The sequence below is a fragment of the Xanthomonas codiaei genome, assembly GCF_002939785.1.
Classification (GTDB): Bacteria; Pseudomonadota; Gammaproteobacteria; order Xanthomonadales; family Xanthomonadaceae; genus Xanthomonas; species Xanthomonas codiaei.
The window spans coordinates 1-17,166 of the sequence record NZ_MDEC01000012.1 but is presented as its reverse complement, the minus strand read 5'-3'; the positions used below and the strand labels follow the sequence as shown (position 1 = coordinate 17,166).

General features: G+C 66.2%; 12 protein-coding genes. 1 reads left to right on the top strand and 11 read right to left on the bottom strand.

Features of this window, described 5'->3' with window-relative positions; translation table 11 throughout:
* Window positions 1-8 precede the first annotated feature (8 nt).
* The 10 genes from XcodCFBP4690_RS10355 to XcodCFBP4690_RS10310 all read right to left on the bottom strand — a co-directional run bounded on the left by XcodCFBP4690_RS10355 (window position 9) and on the right by XcodCFBP4690_RS10310 (window position 12,698).
* Entirely contained in the window at window positions 9-2,183 is a 2,175-nt protein-coding gene (locus XcodCFBP4690_RS10355; protein WP_146091877.1) for a methyl-accepting chemotaxis protein, read from the bottom strand.
* Window positions 2,184-2,482: 299 nt separating this feature from the next.
* The gene (locus tag XcodCFBP4690_RS10350) at window positions 2,483-3,016 is read right to left on the bottom strand and encodes an MCP four helix bundle domain-containing protein (protein WP_104540872.1); all 534 of its coding nucleotides are present in this window, start codon (window positions 3,014-3,016) and stop codon (window positions 2,483-2,485) included.
* A 362-nt stretch (window positions 3,017-3,378) separates the two neighbouring features.
* Entirely contained in the window at window positions 3,379-5,649 is a 2,271-nt protein-coding gene (locus XcodCFBP4690_RS10345) for a methyl-accepting chemotaxis protein (RefSeq protein ID WP_104540871.1), read from the bottom strand.
* A gap of 246 nt (window positions 5,650-5,895) precedes the next feature.
* Window positions 5,896-7,905 (bottom strand): chemotaxis protein CheA, encoded by a 2,010-nt coding sequence (locus tag XcodCFBP4690_RS10340; protein WP_104540870.1) that lies wholly within the window; start codon window positions 7,903-7,905, stop codon window positions 5,896-5,898.
* 33 nt (window positions 7,906-7,938) lie between these two features.
* On the bottom strand, window positions 7,939-8,304 hold the full coding sequence (locus XcodCFBP4690_RS10335) for a response regulator (RefSeq protein ID WP_002806565.1): 366 nt from the start codon (window positions 8,302-8,304) through the stop codon (window positions 7,939-7,941).
* Window positions 8,301-8,609: an STAS domain-containing protein gene (locus XcodCFBP4690_RS10330; RefSeq protein ID WP_003489692.1), complete on the bottom strand. Its 309-nt coding sequence runs from the start codon at window positions 8,607-8,609 to the stop codon at window positions 8,301-8,303. Before XcodCFBP4690_RS10330 ends, XcodCFBP4690_RS10335 begins: the two co-directional genes overlap by 4 nt.
* 115 nt (window positions 8,610-8,724) lie before the next feature.
* On the bottom strand, window positions 8,725-10,023 hold the full coding sequence (locus XcodCFBP4690_RS10325; protein ID WP_104540869.1) for a chemotaxis protein CheW: 1,299 nt from the start codon (window positions 10,021-10,023) through the stop codon (window positions 8,725-8,727).
* Window positions 10,020-10,802: a ParA family protein gene (locus XcodCFBP4690_RS10320; protein WP_104540868.1), complete on the bottom strand. Its 783-nt coding sequence runs from the start codon at window positions 10,800-10,802 to the stop codon at window positions 10,020-10,022. The genes XcodCFBP4690_RS10325 and XcodCFBP4690_RS10320 overlap by 4 nt, the downstream gene beginning before the upstream one ends.
* Window position 10,803: 1 nt before the next feature.
* Window positions 10,804-11,778 carry a flagellar motor protein MotD gene (gene motD, locus XcodCFBP4690_RS10315; RefSeq protein WP_104540867.1) on the bottom strand — a complete coding sequence of 325 codons (975 nt, stop codon included), beginning with the start codon at window positions 11,776-11,778 and terminating at the stop codon, window positions 10,804-10,806.
* Window positions 11,779-11,957: 179 nt separating this feature from the next.
* Entirely contained in the window at window positions 11,958-12,698 is a 741-nt protein-coding gene (locus XcodCFBP4690_RS10310; RefSeq protein ID WP_099206848.1) for a flagellar motor protein, read from the bottom strand.
* A gap of 861 nt (window positions 12,699-13,559) precedes the next feature.
* Between XcodCFBP4690_RS10310 and XcodCFBP4690_RS10305 the strand changes: the two genes are divergently transcribed.
* Window positions 13,560-16,658: a TonB-dependent receptor gene (locus XcodCFBP4690_RS10305; RefSeq protein ID WP_167394559.1), complete on the top strand. Its 3,099-nt coding sequence runs from the start codon at window positions 13,560-13,562 to the stop codon at window positions 16,656-16,658.
* 195 nt (window positions 16,659-16,853) lie between these two features.
* Here XcodCFBP4690_RS10305 and XcodCFBP4690_RS23070 read toward each other — a convergent pair.
* A partial coding sequence (locus XcodCFBP4690_RS23070; RefSeq protein WP_430523611.1) for a hypothetical protein occupies window positions 16,854-17,166 on the bottom strand: 313 nt, incomplete at its 5' end.

The window sequence follows — 17,166 nt, the reverse complement described above, 5'->3', positions numbered from 1 at the left end:
TGCCACGCTCAGTAGGCTGCCAGGGCGGCGCGCTTGGGCGCGCGCGCGGTTGCAGTGGCGCGTGATTGCGCCGTGGCCTCGATCCGGAAGATCGCCACCGCATCGTCCAGCTGGCGTGCCTGCTGCTGCATCGCGTTGGCGGCGGCGGTGGCTTCTTCCACCAATGCGGCGTTCTGCTGGGTGCTCTCGTCCATCTGGGTGACGGTGAGGTTGACCTGCTCGATGCCGGCCGACTGCTCCTGCGAGGCGGCGGAAATCTCGCTCATGATGTCGGTGACGCGCTGCACCGAGGACACGATCTCGGCCATGGTCTTGCCGGCCTGATCCACCAGCGCCGAGCCCTGCGCCACCTTGCCGACCGAATCGTCGATCAGGTGCTTGATCTCCTTGGCCGCACCGGCCGAGCGCTGGGCGAGGGTACGCACTTCGCTGGCGACCACGGCAAAGCCGCGGCCCTGTTCGCCGGCACGCGCCGCTTCCACCGCAGCGTTCAAGGCCAGGATATTGGTCTGGAAGGCAATGCCATCGATGACCGAGATGATCTCGGCGATCTTCTTGGACGAGGTTTGGATGCCGGACATGGTCTCCACCACCTGGCTGACCACCTGGCCGCCCTGCGATGCCACGCTGGCCGCACCGATGGCCAGCTGGTTGGCCTGGCGCGCGCTTTCGGCGTTCTGCTTGACGGTGGAGGTGAGCTCCTCCATCGAGGCGGCGGTTTCTTCCAGGTTGGCGGCCTGCTGCTCGGTGCGCTGCGACAGATCGTTGTTGCCGGCGGCGATCTCGCTGGCCGAGCCGGTGATGGACCCGGCCGCCTGCTGGATGCGCCCGACGATGCCGGCCAGCTGCGTGGCGGTGGCGTTGGCATCGTCGCGCATGCGTGCGAACACGCCGTGGAACTGGCCTTCCATCCGTGCGGTGAGGTCGCCTTCGGCCAATGCGGCCAGCAGCTCGGACAGCTTGCCCAGGTTGCGGTCGCTCACCTCCATCATCGCGTTGAGATCGTTGATCATGCGTGCCGAATCGTGCTTGAAGCGCGTGGCATCGCCGCGCTGGCTGAAGTCGCCTTCGGCCGCCGCCTGCGCCAGCCGCTTGATCTCGGTGTTGATCGCCAGCAGGCTGGCCTTGGCGGCGTCCATCGCTTCGTGCAGCACCGCGCGGGTGCCGGGCAGGCGCGCGGCATCGCGCGACAGATCGCCCTGCGCATACTCGTTGAGGATGCCGATGGCATCGACGATGGCGTCCAGGTGTTCGAAGATCATGGTGTTGATGCCGACAGCCAGCTCGCCATACACGCCCGGGAAATCGGTCGGCATGCGGTGGGTCACATCGTCGCCGGCATGCATGTGCACCATCACCTTGGTCTGCGCCGAGAAGCGCTCCAGGGTGTGCACCATGTCGTCGGTGGCCTTGAGCATCTGGCCGATTTCATCGTTGCCATGGGCTGCGGTGCGCACGCTGAGGTCGCCGCGCGCCACGCCCTTGATCGCCGTCAGGGCACGTGCCACCGGCTCCAGGATTGAATTGCCGATCATCCAGCCGACCAACAGGTTGAGCAGCACCAGTACGCCGCCGGCCAGGGTCACGATGCCGGTGAATGCCAGCGCCTGCGACTGGGTGTCGTCCAGGTACACCCCGGTACCGATCACCCAGCCCCAGGGCTTGTACAGCGCCGCGTAGGAGGTCTTTTGCACCGGGTCTTTCTGGCCCGGCTTGGCCCAGGTGTAATCGACATAGCCGCCACCGGCCTGCGCGGCGGTCACGAACGCCGGAAAGATGCGCTTGCCGTCGGGGCTGAGCACATCGGTCAGCGGCTTGCCGTTGAGGTCCGGGCGGGTGGGGTGCATCAGCATCACCGGCGCCTGGTCGGTGACGTAGATGTAGTCCACGCCACCGCGTGCCCGCATGGTGGACAAGGTGTTCAACGCCGCCTTCTTGGCGGCGTCCACGTCCATCTCGCCTTTCTCGGCGCGCTCGGCGTAGCCGTTGACCACCGCAATGGCCATTTCGATCTGGCTCTTGAGGCCATCGCGCCGCGTGTCGGTGAGATCAACGTACTGCATGCGTGCCGCAACGATGGCCAGCGCGATGATGCCCAGCGCCATCAGCGCGGTCTGGGCGAGAAACTTGCGCTTGAGCGGCACGTTGGCCAACGTCTTTGCGAGCGAACTCTTGAACGTCATGACAGGTATCCAGCGAAGGGAATGTGACCGGGATAAGTCGAATAACGACCCGAAGAGAGAAAGATTGAGCATTGGGCGACGCACGGTGTGCTAGCGCCGCGCACCGGTTGCGGGAGACGGTGCCGCGCCCTGGGCGCCACTACGACCGGAGCCGCAGGCTTGGCCGGCGCCGAGGTCGGCGTGCACGGCGCCGCGGGCACGACCGGCTGCAGCGCGGCGATGCGTGAGCGGCCGGCGTGGGGCTGGCGACGATAGCGGTGGTGGCAGTGCGGCCGCGTCGGCCGCATTGCCAGATGCGCTCAATTGCGCGGCGGCTTGCCGTTACCCGCCACCGAGGCCTGCAGGTTCTGCAGTTCGGCCCACAGCACCTGGCGGGTGTCGCCGGCATGGCCCAGCGACAAGGCCTGGGCGTCGTGCAGATCGCCGGCATGCAGGGCGCGGTTGGCCTGGCGGTGTTGCGCCAGGTACTGGCCGAGCTGCTGCTGCACCACGGCGAATTGGCGTGCCTGCTCGCCTTGCGGCGCGGTGGCCTGAAAGTATCCGGCGTGGCGGGCGATACGCTGACGCAGCTTGCCCAGGCGTTCGTCGTAGGCCTGCACCCGCGCGGGGTCGTGCGAAGCGGCGAGCTGGGCACGCTGTTCTTCGCGCAGCTGCACCAGATCGACGGCCAGCGACTGCAATGCCGTGACCGGCACGCTGTCCAGCAGAACCGAGACCGGGGCGGCCGGAGCCGCGAACGAGGGCGGCATCGAGGCGCCGGCTGCCAGCAGGGCAACGGCGAACACGGCAGCCAGCAGCGGACGAGCGGAGCGGATGGAATTGGCGATGTGCATGCGGACGTCCTCCAATCTGGCGCGGGCAATGCGGCCCTCAGTGCTGTTTGTATCGGCCGCATGTGCTTGCGCTTGATCACGTTTCGACCAGCGGCAGGTCCGCACGGTGAATCGTTGGTTTCGTGAAATCCGAACGGGCACCGCGCGCATTCGATGCACGATCAGCAGCATGCAGGGCTGGACGGCAGCGGGCCCCGGCACGGCTGGGACGCCGTGCAAGGCGCGATCTCCGCCGATGGCGTTGCAGTCGCCGGCACTGGATCGAGTGGCACAGAACGCAGTTGCACAAACGCACAGGCCCCGGCATCGCTGCCGGGGCCTGTGCATGGAGGCTGCAACGGCCGCCGATCGAACCGGCTGGGTCAGAACTCGTGCCAGCTGGTGTCGCCGTTGGAAGCGGCTGCCAGCGCGGGGCGTGCAGCCGCGCGCGTCCTGGGTGCAGTGGCAGCCGGAGCGGCAGCGGACTTGATGGCAGTCTTTTTCACCGGCTTGAGCGGCGTCGGCGTAGTGCGTGCCGGTGCCACCGTCAGCACATCGGTGGGCTGCAGCTTGAAGATCGCCACGGCATCGGACAACTGGCCGGCCTGGTCTTCCATCGCGCGTGCGGCGGCGGTGGCTTCTTCCACCAGGGCCGCGTTCTGCTGGGTGGCCTCGTCCATCTGCGTGACGGTCAGGTTGACCTGCTCGATACCGGCCGATTGTTCCTGCGACGCTGCGGAGATCTCGCCCATGATGTCGGTGACGCGTTGCACGCTGGCCACGATGTCGGCCATGGTCTTGCCGGCCTGGTCCACCAGCAATGCGCCTTCGGCGACCTTGCCGACCGAATCGTCGATCAGGTGCTTGATCTCCTTGGCCGCGCCGGCCGAGCGTTGGGCGAGGGTACGCACTTCGCTGGCCACCACCGCGAATCCGCGGCCTTGTTCGCCGGCACGTGCTGCTTCCACTGCGGCATTCAAGGCCAGGATGTTGGTCTGGAAAGCGATGCCATCGATCACGCTGATGATCTCGGCGATCTTCTTCGACGAGACCTCGATACCGGACATGGTGGTGACCACCTGCGCCACCACTGCGCCGCCCTGCGAGGCGACCGAGGCGGCGCCGATCGCCAGCTGGTTGGCCTGGCGCGCGTGCTCGGCATTCTGCTTGACGGTGGAGGTGAGCTCTTCCATCGACGCAGCGGTCTCTTCCAGGTTGGCGGCCTGCTGCTCGGTGCGCTGCGACAGATCCTGATTACCGGCGGCGATTTCGCTGGCGGCGGTATTGATCGAAGTGGTGGCGTGCTGGATGCGCCCGACGATGCTCGACAGCTGCTCGGTGGTGGCGTTGGCATCGTCGCGCATCCGCGCGAACACACCGTGGAACTGGCCGTGCATGCGCTCGCTCAGGTCGCCGGCGGCAATGGCCTGCAGCACCTTGGACAGCGAGGCCAGGTTGGCATCGGCGGTGGCCATCAGCTGATTGAGGCTGTCCACCATGGCGTGGAAATCGTACTGGAAGCGCTGCGCATCGCCGCGCACGCTGAAATCGCCATTGGCCGCCGCCTGCGCCAGCATCTTGATCTCGCGGTTCATCGCCGAGAGGTTGGCCTTGACGGTATCCATGGTGTCGCTCAGCACGGCCTTTTCGCCCGGCAAACGCTGCATGTCCTGGCTCAGGTCGCCGATGGCATAGCGCGACATGATCTGCGCCAGACTGGTCTGCACGGTGACATGCGCGCCGACCAGGCTGTTGGTGTCGTGCACCATCGTGCCGAAATCGCCGGGAAATGCTTGCGGATCCATGCGGTAGCTGATCTGCCCGGCATCATGGCGTTGCGCCATTTCCGACTGCGCGGCCAGCACGGCCTGCAGCTGATGCTGCATGCCTTGCATGCTTTCCAGCAGCTGCCCGGCTTCGTCGCGGCTATCGACCTGGATGGCGTTGTCCAGCTTGCCACGGGCAATGGCCCCGGCCACGCGGGTGGCACGGCCGAGCGGGCCGGCGATGCTGCGCGCGATGAACCAGCCGGCAAATGCGGCCAGCAGCACCACCAGCACCATCGCCGCGATCATCACCTGCACCGAGCGCTGGTAGGTGGCTTCTGCCCTGGCGATTTCCTCGTCCATGTGGGCGGTGTTGAACTTGGTCAGCTCCACCAGCTTGGCGAACAGTTCGCGCCGCGCCGGCCGCGATTGCTCATCGGACACGCTGTTTGCGGTGACCAGATCGCCGGCACGCACGGCGGCACTGAGCGCGGCATTGGCCTTGTAGTAGTCGCCCAGCTTCTGCTTGACCTGGTCGTACAGTTCGGCTTCCTTGCCGGGTGTGGTGGTCTTGGCATAGGCGCTCTGCGCCGCGTCGATCTCGGCACGCGCCTTGTCCATGCGTTCGAAATAATTCTGCACCGCCTTCGGATCGTCGGCGTGTGCCAGCTGGGCAAGTTCGTAGGTGCGGAATTCGCCCAGCAAGGCGCGCATTTCGCTCAGCTGCTGCACTGCCGGCGCCCACACATTGCCGATCTCGCGCAACAGGTGCGCACTGGATTGCATGCGCGCCAGCGCGAACACGCCCAGGCTCAGGGTGATCAATGCGGTGAAGGAAAACGCCACGGCCAACTTGCGGGCAACGGCAAGATTACGGAACCAGTTCATAACGGTCTTCTCGTGTTGCAGAGAACGACTGGCCTCGTGGGCGCCCGTCGGTGTTGGGCGAGGGACGATGGCAGAGTCGAAAGATCCGGACAAAGGGCCAGAATCTCCCGCCGGTCGTGTCGGGCCGGACGGGTGTTGCTGATGCCGGCAGTCCCCATACTGCCGGCGATCACTCCAGCGCCGATCGTTCGTCGATCGCGTGGTGGAGTCGGGCGGCCGCGGCCTCCATGCCGCGGTGGTGTTGGCTTACGCCGCCTGCGGCACCTTCAGCGAGCGCACCAGTCCGCCGATGTCCACGATCAGCGACACACGGCCATCGCCGAGGATGGTGGCGCCGGAGACGCCGGGGATGCGGCGGTAGTTGTTCTCGATGTTCTTGACCACCACCTGTTGCTGGCCGAGCAGTTCGTCCACTTCCAGCGCGATCTTCTGGCCGTCGCCTTCGACCACCACCACCAGCGGTTCCTGCGAGGACTGCTGCCCGCCAAAGCCGTAGTAGTTGGTGAGCGAGAGGATCGGCAGGTACTCGCCGCGCACCCGCAGCACGCGGCCGTCGCCGGCCATCGAGCGGATGTCTTCGGCCGCCGGCTGCAGCGCTTCGAGCACGTAGGCCAGCGGCAGGATCAGGGTTTCGCCGGCCACCGAGACGGTCATGCCGTCCAGGATGGCCAGGGTCAGCGGCAGGCGGATCAGCACGCGGGTGCCGCTGCCGGCATTGCTTTCCAGCTGCACTTCGCCACCCAGGCCCTGGATGTTGCGGCGGACCACGTCCATGCCCACGCCACGACCGGACAGGTCGGTGACCGCATCTGCGGTGGAGAAGCCCGGTGCGAAGATCAGGTCCCAGACCTGCGCGTCGGTCGGGTTGTCCGGCACGGCGATGCCGCGTTCGGCCGCCTTTTCCAGGATCTTGGCGCGATTGAGGCCGCGGCCGTCGTCGCTGACTTCGATCACGATGTGGCCGCCCTGATGCGAGGCCGCCAGGGTGATCGTGCCGGTCTCGTCCTTGCCCGCGGCGCGACGCGCATCGGGCAGTTCCAGGCCGTGGTCGATGGAGTTGCGTACCAGGTGGACCAGCGGGTCGGCGATCTTCTCGATCAGGCCCTTGTCCAGTTCGGTGCCCTCGCCAATGGTGCGCAGGCGCACCTGCTTGCCGAGGCGGCTGGACAGGTCGCGCACCAGGCGCGGGAAGCGGCGGAACACCGCGTCGACCGGCAGCATGCGCACGCCGATGACCGCTTCCTGCAGATCGCGGGTATTGCGCTCGAGCAGATCCAGGCCGGCGAACAGACGTTCGGCATGCGCCGGGTCCAGGCCGGTGGAGACCTGCTTGAGCATGGCCTGGGTGATCACCAGTTCGCCGACCAGGTTGATCAATGCATCGACCTTGTCCACGCTGACGCGGATCGAGCTTTCGGCTTCGGCCGCGGCGGCCTTGGCCGGCGTGGCGGCGGCAGCGGCGGGTTCGGCAGCGGCTGCAGGTGCGGCCGGGGCAGCAGTGGCCACTGGCGCCGGCGCAGCGGCTTCCACCGCCAGGCTCGGCGGCGGGCCCGGCACCGGCATCGGGCGGATATCCAGCTCGCAGTCGTCCACGACCCAGGCGAAGGTATCTTCGATCTTGCTGCGCGGAATCTTGCCGATCAGGCCCAGATCCCACGCCAGGTAGGCTTCCAGCGGGTCGATGTTCTCAAAGCCCGGCATGCGCTCCAGGCGCGCGGCGATCTGCAGCGGGCCCAGGTGTTCGAGCTCGCGGATGATGCGCAGCGGGTCGTTGCCGCTCATGAACAGCGACGGTGCCGGGGTGAAACCGATGTGCCAGGCTTCGGGTTCTTCTTCCTTCGGCTTGGCCGCCGCCGCGGTCGGCGCTTCGCCGGCCAGCACTGCGTTGAGGCGGGTATGCACGGCCTTGACCGCGGCCGGGTCGGCCGGGGTGCCGTGTTCGGCTTCGCGCAGCAGGGCGCGCAGCACGTCTACCGAGCCCAGCATGGCATCGACCGCATTGGCTTCGAGCTGGCGCTTGTTGGAGCGCAACTCGTCCAGCAGCGTCTCCAGCACATGGGTCAGGCCGGCGACGGCCTCGAACCCGAAGGTGGCAGCGCCGCCCTTGATGGAGTGCGCGGCACGGAACACCGAGTTGATGATTTCCGGGTCGCGGTTGCCTTCTTCAAGGGACAGCAGCCCGGCCTCCATCGCGTCGAGCCCTTCGCGGCTTTCCTCGAAAAAGGTGGCGTGGAAACGTTGCAGGTCCATGCTCATGGGCGTGAGATCCGATCGTGGAGCGAGTAAGGGTTAACCCAGAACTTTCTGGACAGTGGCGATCAGCTGTTCGGGATTGAACGGCTTGACCAGCCAGCCAGTGGCACCGGCCGCCTTGCCTTCGGATTTCTTGTCGGCCGCCGATTCGGTGGTGAGCATCAGCATCGGGGTGAACTTGTAGTCCGGCAGCTGGCGCAGCTCGCGGATCAGCGAGATACCGTCCATGTTGGGCATGTTCACGTCGGTGACCACCGCATTGAAGCGCTGGCCCTTCGCGCGGCCCAGCGCAACGGCGCCGTCTTCGGCTTCTTCGACGGCAAAGCCGGCAGAGGTGAGGGCGAAAGAGACCATCTGGCGCATCGACGCCGAATCGTCCACCACCAAGATACGTGCGCTCATGCGGCGTTCTCCACAGATTTCAGGTTGTCATTGGATGCGGGAAGCCCGAGGGCGTCGGTGACGCCGAGCAGACGCGCCGCATCTCTAAAAGTGTCGTTACAGCCATCGAATTCGGTATGCAGGCCGGCCTGGCGGCGGCTCTGCACGAAGGCGCAGAGCAACTGCACGCTGGCGGTGTGGATACGCCGGACTTCGCCGGCATCAAGCACCAGGTCGCCGTCCTGGGTGAGGAATCCGGCAAGCTTCTGCTTGAGGTCGGCGCTGGTCTCGATGCCGAGATCCTCACCCAATGTCACTGTGCTCATTGTTGCTCCGAACGGATGGTTCTATGCGTACTAACGGCGGGGGGCGGGAAAGCTTTAACGGTGAATCGGTGACACGCCAGATTGTGCAAGCCTGGGATCAGGTTCCACACGCGTGTCAGTGCAGCAGATGCGTGGCATCGAGCAGGATCATCGGCTGATGACCTAGGCGCGCGACACCGCGGAACAGGTTGTTGGAGATGCGGCACAGTCGGGCGTTGTCCGGCGGTTCAATCTGCTGGTCGGTGAGGCTGGTGACGTCTTCCACGGCCGACACGCGCAGGCCCATGGTTTCGCCGTTCTCTTCCAGCACCACCACACGCGTCTGCAGGTCCATGTCCACCGGCGACGAGCCCAGGTGGATGCCCAGGTCGATCACCGGCACCACCTGCCCACGCAGGTTCATGATGCCGAGCATGGCGCTGGGTGTGCCGCGCAGTGGCAGCAAGGGCACTGGCAGCACCACTTCCTGCACCTTGAGCAGTTCCAGCGCATAGGTCTGTTCGCCGCAGCGCAGGCGCAGCCAGCGGGTGCTGCGTTCGCTGGCACGGCGCTCGGCGTGGATCTTGTCGGCCTGGCCGGGAGCCAGCAGCGCCTGCAGCCCGGTCGGCGCGATCGGCGCCGGCGCGGCACGTGCAGCTGCCGGTGCGGCGCGTGACGGCAGCGCGGCGGGAGCCGGTGCAGGCGCCGGCACGGCGACCGCTGCGGGCTCCAGCCCGAAGGCCGGGTCGGCATCCATTTCTGCCAGCAGATCGGCGGCGATCATGTCCGCGCTGGGAACGGCGCTGCCGAAGGCGGGATCGGAATCCATTTCGGCCAGCAGATCGGCAGCGATCATGTCCGCGCTTGGGACGGCACTGCCGAAGGCCGGGTCGGCATCCATCTCGGCCAACAGGTCGGCGGCGATCTGCTCGGGCGTGGGGGCGGCGGCCACCGGTGCGCCGAAGGCCGGATCGGAATCCATCTCGGCCAACAGGTCGGCGGCGATCTGCTCGGGCGTGGGCGCGACGGCCACCGGTGCGCCGAAGGCGGGATCGGAATCCATCTCGGCCAGCAGGTCGGCGGCGATCTGCTCGGGCGTGGGCGCGGCGGCCACCGGTGCGCCGAAGGCCGGATCGGAATCCATCTCGGCCAACAGGTCGGCGGCGATCTGCTCGGGCGTGGGCGCGGCGGCTACCGGTGCGCCGAAGGCCGGATCCGAATGCATCTCGGCCAGCAGGTCGGCGGCGATGGCCTCGGGCGAGGCGACGGCGGCGGCCGGTGGTTCGGCCACTGCGACATCGGCTTGGTCGAACGCGGCCAGCGCGGCCGGCGGCTCTGCCACCGCGGGTGCGGCAGCGGGAATCTCCACGCCGGCATCGTGCAGCAGGCCCTCCAGATAATCGTCCAGCTCACCGTTGGCGGTGTGGTTGCTCATGCGGCTTGCTCCATGCGCATCGCGTCATCGGCCAGCACCCATTCCAGCGCGCGGCGATAGGCGGACAGGCCGCGGCCCTGGTAGTCGCCGCCAGTGGCCGGGACGGTGAGTGCGGCGGCATTGCAGATACGGGTATCCATCGGAACCGCGTCTTCCCACACCGCCGGGCCGTAGGTGGTCTGCATTTCCTTGAGCGTCTCGTTGCCGGCGCGGGTGCGACGGTCGAACAGGGTCGGCAGGATCGACACCGGCAGTTCGCGGCGACGCGAGCGTTGCACCATGTCGGCGGTGCGCACCATGCTGGCCAGGCCATGCAGGGCGAGCGGTTCGGCCTGGGTCGGCACCACCACGCGGTCGCAGGCGGCCAGGGCGTTGATCATCAACAGGCCCAGGGTGGGCGGGCAGTCCAGCAGGATGTAGTCGTGCTGGCCGGCGTGGCGGGTCATCGCGTTCTGCAAGGCCAGGCCCAGGCCGGGCTGGTTGGCGCTGCGGCGCTCCAGCGTGGCCAGGGCGGCCTGTGCGCAGACGTAGGACAGGCCGGGGATGGCGCTTTCGTGGGCCAGGCTGGCCAGATCGCTCGGCGGGGTGCCGAACAGCTCCAATACCCCGCGCGGCGGCGGGTCGACCGCCACGCCGAACGCGCGGGTGAGCGAGGAGTGCGGGTCGAGGTCGATCAACAACACCCGATGGCCGAGCGCGGCCAGGCCGCGACCCAGCGCCAGCGTCGTGGTGGTCTTGCCTACGCCGCCCTTTTGGTTGGCGATTGCCCAGATACGCATCTCACTGCACTCCTTCAATTACGGCGGGGACGGAACTTGTGCCGCTTTCGGTGGTGACGGCCGTTTGGCCGCCGTCAGACTTGGGAAGCTTCGGCGCCCCGGCGGCGGTCGCATGCAACTGCGATGGCGGATCGGGTGCGAGTGAGCCAGCCGAGTCAGCGAGGATGATCAACACCACACGCCGGTTCGCATTCCGTCCCGCCTCGGTACTGTTATCGGCACGTGCGCGGAATTCTCCATAGCCCACCATCGCCAATCGTTGCGGGGCGATGCCGTCGTCGGCGAACAGGTGCACCACGCTGGCCGCACGCGCCGCCGACAGCTCCCAATTGGAGGGGAACTGCGCGGTGGCGATGGGCTGGTTGTCGGTATAGCCCTCCACGCGCACGCCGTTGGGCGCATCGCGCAGCACCGAGGCCAGCGTGGACAGGGTCTCGCGGGCGCCGCCAGCCAGGGTGGCCGAGCCGGTGCCGAACAGGATGTCGCTGTTGATCTCCACCTCGATCCACAGATCGTTGCGGCGGATGGTGATGAGTTTCTTGTCGATCAGCGGCGACAGCGTCTTGCTCAGCTGCTGCGCCACCGCGTCCATCTGGCGCTGTGCGCGGGCCAGCTGCGCCTGGTTGCGCAACGACACCGGCATGCGCATCTGCGCGGCCATCGACGGCAGCAAGGTGGCGTCGGTCTGCCCATGGGTGGCGGCCATCGGCACGCCGGCCTTGATCACCGACGGGCGGTCGTAGTCGGCGCCCAGGGTCTGGGTCTTGCCGATCTGCACCGGGCTTGCGGTGTTCGAGGAACCCCCGAAGGCGCTGGTCAGCGCCTGCGCCATCACCTTGTATTTGCCCTCGTTGAGCGAGGAAATGGCGTACATCACCACGAAGAACGCCAGCAGCAACGTCATCAGGTCGGCGTAGGGAATCGCCCACGCTTCGTGGTTGCCGTGCTCTTCGTGGTGTTTGTGACGACGGGCCATGGGGGGTCAGGGCGTGTGATGGGCGTTGAGGTGAGTGCGAAGCGGTCCGTGGTGCGTCGAGACAAGGCCTGCACTGCTGCCCAGGCTGGCTGCCCGGGCAAGGCGGGCAACGCAATGCCGGCGCGCCACAGACCACTTCCCGAGCGGGTTGCATCTCATCTCAACGTCCATGACACGCTCTAATGCAAGTAGCCTGCCAATTTCGATTCGATGTTGCGCGGGTTCTCGCCTTGGGCGATCGCAATCAGCCCTTCGATCGCCATTTCGCGCTCGTTGGTGCTGCAATGGATCACGCTCTTGAGCTTGGCCGCCACCGGCAGAAACAACAGGTTGGCCGAGGCAATGCCGTAAATGGTGGCCGTGAAGGCCGCCGCGATGCCGTGGCCGAGCATGGCCGGGTCGGCCAGATTCTTCATCACCGCCATCAGGCCAAGGACCGCGCCGATGATGCCCAGCGTAGGCGCGTAAATGCCCATGCCCTCGAACACCTTGGCCGCGGCAAGATCCTGACGCTCCTGGTTGTCCACTTCGATTTCCAGCATGTGGCGCATGGCCTCCGGCTCCACGCCATCGACCAGCATCTGCAGGCCCTTGCGCAGGAACGGGTCATCCAGGCGCGGCAACTGGTCTTCCAGGCCGAGCAGGCCCTGGCGACGTGCGGTATTGCTCCATTCCACGATGCGGGCGACCAGCTGCGGCCGGTCGCTGGCCGGCGGCCGGATCACCCAGCGCAGGATCTTGAAGGCGCGCCGGAAAACCGCCGGCGAGGTGTGCAGCAGGATCGCCGCCACCGTGCCAACGATGACGATCACGAAGGCAGCCGGCGACCACAGCGACGAAATGCCGGCGCCTTTCAATACGCTGCCGCCGACGATCGCCACGATCGCCAGCACCAGTCCGATGATGCTCAATCTGTCCATGCAAGCGGTATCGGCCCAGGCGCGGCGGACTTGATAGAGCCAGATGGTTGAGAGCGCCAGAAAGTTGTCGTTCTGGGGGATGGGTCTTCAATTGCCGGCTTCGTTGCGGGCGGTATGCCCGGCCGGGGATCGGTCCTCGGTCGGGAAACGTCTCAACGAACTCAGTGATGCCTAGCGTCAGCCCTGCTTTAGGAGAGCAGAGAGAACGCACGGCCTGCGCGTTCTTGAGCCCCTCTCCTGCGGGAGAGGGGTTGGGGTGAGGGTACGTCCAGGCGCGGCTTTCGGTCGCCGGCTTCGATGAGGAGCGCGAGCGCCGCTGGGAGTCGTCTCTTCGGCTTTCCAAACATTCTCTATGACTCGCCGTCACGGTACATCCCTGGGATGGCCATGGCAGCCAGGCGGCGTGTGCTGGGCCGTCTCCTGGCGTGTGCCAACACGCATGTCGGCCTTGTCTCTCATTGAGCTCGGTTGCGAACGAAGGGAGGAGTGCAGTCGCTTCGCTAAACCGCTTGCGCCTGGTTGCGGACGCGGTGTTTTGCTGTTCGCGATCGCGTTGCTGCAGGCAGGCTGTACCGTGCAGCGTTCAAGCGTGGCAAGCCTTTCTCATAGCGTGGATGCCCCACGACGCCGCGGGCCTGCTGCGCGGCAGAATGCGTTGCTGCATGGGCTGTGGTACTTAGTTTCCCACTGTATTAGAACGATCTAATTGCGTCCGCGCAGAAGCGGACGCAAGAGGAGGGGGGACCGGGTCGCCGCAACGGCGCCGGATATTTCTGTGCCACTTCGCGCGGCGTTGTTGTCCGATCGTTGGGATCGACGCAGTCCGCCGAAGCCGATCACCATTGGGAGAGCATGATCGACATGAACTGCATGCCATTCGCACGCCACCGCAGCAGGCTGTCCGCCGGTATCGCCATCGCCTTGTTCGCGGGCGCCGCCTCCACCGCCGCCGCCCAGCAGGCCGGCGGCACGCCGGCGCCCACGGGCCAGACCGCGGTGCAGGCCACGGACCTGGACGCGGTGACGGTGACCGGCTACCGCTATGCGATCGAAAAAAGCCTGGAGCAGAAGCGCAACGCCAACGCCGTGGTCGATGTGATCACCGCCGAGGACGTGGGCAAGTTCCCCGACAAGAACGTGGCCGATGCGCTGCAGCGCGTGCCCGGCGTGGTGATCAGCCGCGACGGCGGCGAGGGCAAGAACGTCAGTGTGCGCGGCCTGTCCTCGGAGCTGGTACTGACCCAATTGAACGGCAACTACATCGCCACCGCCGAGTCCAACGGCGACCCGACGCGCTCGTTCAACTACACATTGCTGCCGTCGAACCTGCTGGGCAGCGCCGAGCTGTACAAGACCCCGGAAGCGCGCATCGACGAAGGCGGCATCGGCGGCACGGTGATCCTGCAGACGCGGCGCCCGCTGGAACTGGAGCCAAACTCCGGCTTCGTCTCTGCCGAGGGCACCTGGTCCGATACCAGCAGGAAGACCGACGGCCAGTTCTCCGGTTCGTATTCGTGGCACGACAAGGACGACCGCTTCGGTGTCTTCGTTGGCTACACGCAGCAGAAGCGCACCGCACGTACCCTCGATGCCAGTACCGAGAGCTGGCAGTGGTATGGACGCGACGAAGTCGGCCCGGCGGTCGACGTGAACGGAAATCCGTCGGACTTCAACGCCAACTGGTGGGGCGGTACCGGGTTCTGGGACCAGGACGGCAATTACTCCACCGGTTTCATGATGCCCACGGCAGTCAGCCTGGGCGCCAAACGCGAGGAGCGCGAGCGCAAGGGCGGGCAACTGACCTTGCAGTTCAAGCCCACAGACGACCTGACCCTGACCGCGAACTACTTCCGCTTCGACCTGTCGCAGGACTCGCAGACCAATACCATCAAGGTTCCCGAGTGGAACATCGCCCGCTACAACGGCGACGGCAACTGGCGCGGCGGCCGTCTGCTCGACCGGCTGCAGTTCGATCCCAGCGGCACCATCGTCACCGGCGCCGCCTACAGCCTGCGTCCGGGCAAGACCTATTATTGCAGCGAGGCCGAGGCCGCCGCAGCCGGCCTGCCGCCGGGCGGCTGGGGCTCGGACGACTGCACAGTCCCGACGCCGCAGATCACCGGCAGCTACAACATCGAGAAATCGCAGTCGCAGACGGTGGACCTGGGCGGCGAATGGCGTGGCGAGCAGGTGGACGTGGCCTTCAAGGCCGGCCGCACCTGGGCCAAGGGCGGGCCGGAGCTGCAGTTCTCCCTGCCGATCAAGCCGCGCCTGCAAAACGCCGACGGCAGCTGGACCAATGGCAACTTCGCCAGCGCCTGGGACCTGACCGGTACGCCGTCCATGACGTTCTCGCCGGAGCTGATGCAGAACCTGCGCAACGGCATCCTGCAGGTCGACCTGGGCTCGACCGGCTCGTCGTGGACCCGCAACACCAATCAGCAGCAGTACGCGCAGATCGATACCACCTGGCATTTCGACGGCGAGGTCTTCGACTCGCTGCAGTTCGGCATCAAACGGCGCGACGGCGGCATCCACCGCAGTACCGGCAACAATTACTGGGTGTGCCCGGGCACCGACCCGGGCGACTACGACAACCGCTACTGGAACGGGCGCTGCAATGCCATCGCCACCCAATTCTCGCCGGGGCTGCTGTTCGCGCAGGACAATCTGGCCGGTGGCGTCAACGCCAGCGCGTTCCCGGCGATCAACTTCCCGGGCTACATCGGCTACTTGAACCAGACCTACGGCGCGATGCAGACCCGCAGCGAAGACAACTTCGTCTACAACGTCGACGAAGAGATCTATTCCAGCTACCTGCAGCTCAACTTCCACACCGAGCGGCTGCGTGGCAACGTCGGCGTGCGGGTGGCGCGCACCGGCCAGCGTGCCGAGTCCACCGACAAGGTGACCGCCTACAACGACTATTTCTTCGACGGCGCCGACGGCAATCCGCTGGCCTGCCAGCAGGGCGCCGCCCCCCCCGGCGGCGCCCCGGCCGACACCTATTGCGGAACCGAAGGCTACTGGCGTCTGGCCGACAGCGTGCAACGCACCGAATCGTTTGTGGTGAGCGGGCTGGACCGCAACTACACCGACGTGCTGCCGAGTTTCAACCTGGCCTACGACCTGACCGAAAACCTGCTGCTGCGCGCGGCAGCCGCCAAGGTGATCGCACGTCCCAGCTACAACGACATCGCCGCCCCTGGCAGCCTGGAGTTTTACAGCCCCGAGTACGTGGCCGACCGGCGCCTGACCGGCGGCGCCAGCGAGCAGGGCTGGTACGGCTCGGGCAGCAACAAGAACCTGGAGCCGTACAAGGCCACCCAGTTCGACCTGGGGCTGGAATGGTATTTCCGCCCGGGTTCGGTGGCGGGGGTGGGGCTGTTCCGCAAGAACGTGGAGAACTTTGCGGTCGACGTGATCAGCGACGTCAACATGATGGTCGACGGGCAACCGGTCACCGTGCAGAACTACAGCACCCAGGCCGGCGGCCAGGACGCGGTCTCGCAGGGTGTGGAGCTCTACGCGCAGCACACGCTGCCGTCCGGCCTCGGTGTGCAGTTCAACTACACCTACAACGATGCCAGCAAGGCCGCGGTGCGGCTGGAGGACGGCACCGAGGCCGGCGAGACCGCCATGCCGGGCAGCGCCAGGAACCAGACCAACCTCACCGTGTTCTACGAGACCGACAGCCTGCTGCTGCGCGCCTCCTACAACCGTCGCGGCGAGCTGGTGCAAGGCCTGGTCAACGGCTTGAACGTCTTCGAGGAGCCGTACTACCAGATCGATGTCAATGCGGCCTACAACATCACCCCCGCGCTCAGCCTCACCGCCTCGGTGCTGAACCTGACCAAGCAGGAGTCCCGCTCGCACCTGGGCGAGGACACCCGCGCCCGCTTCTATACCGGCGGCTACGCAGGCCGGCTGGCGTACCTTGGGCTGACCTACAAGTTCTAGATCCCAGCATGTTGCGCCCATGCCTGCCGCGTGGCGGTATGGGCGCGATGGTAAAGAAAGTTAACCTGGAACCGTTATTCGAACCGTTATTCAAGCAGCAGGAATGGCGGTTCAAGCCTGCTACGGGAGCAGAAACGGAGTCGCTTGCGCAAGGGCGCAGAACGCCGATAAGAGCCCCCAGTAGACCCATTCAGCTCAGGAATTGAATAGGCGCAACCACGACGACTTCCTCTTTATGATGTCAGACCGATTTGCCAAGAGGAACCAGAAGAAGTCTTCAAAGTGCGGCACTAGAGGAAGACTCTCACCTTTTTCAGCCTCTTTTTGATGGGCCAGCTGCCCCATGTCATCCAAGAGGAAATGAACCGGCCTAAGAAGTTCGACCATCCGCCATACAGCAAGGTGCGAAGACTTTTTGCCAACGACGCCCCCCCGTCCTGAGTAGCGGCCGGGTTTAGAATCCAGGGTTGATGATAGCGGCGTTTGCCAGTTGTTGGGCATACGCAGA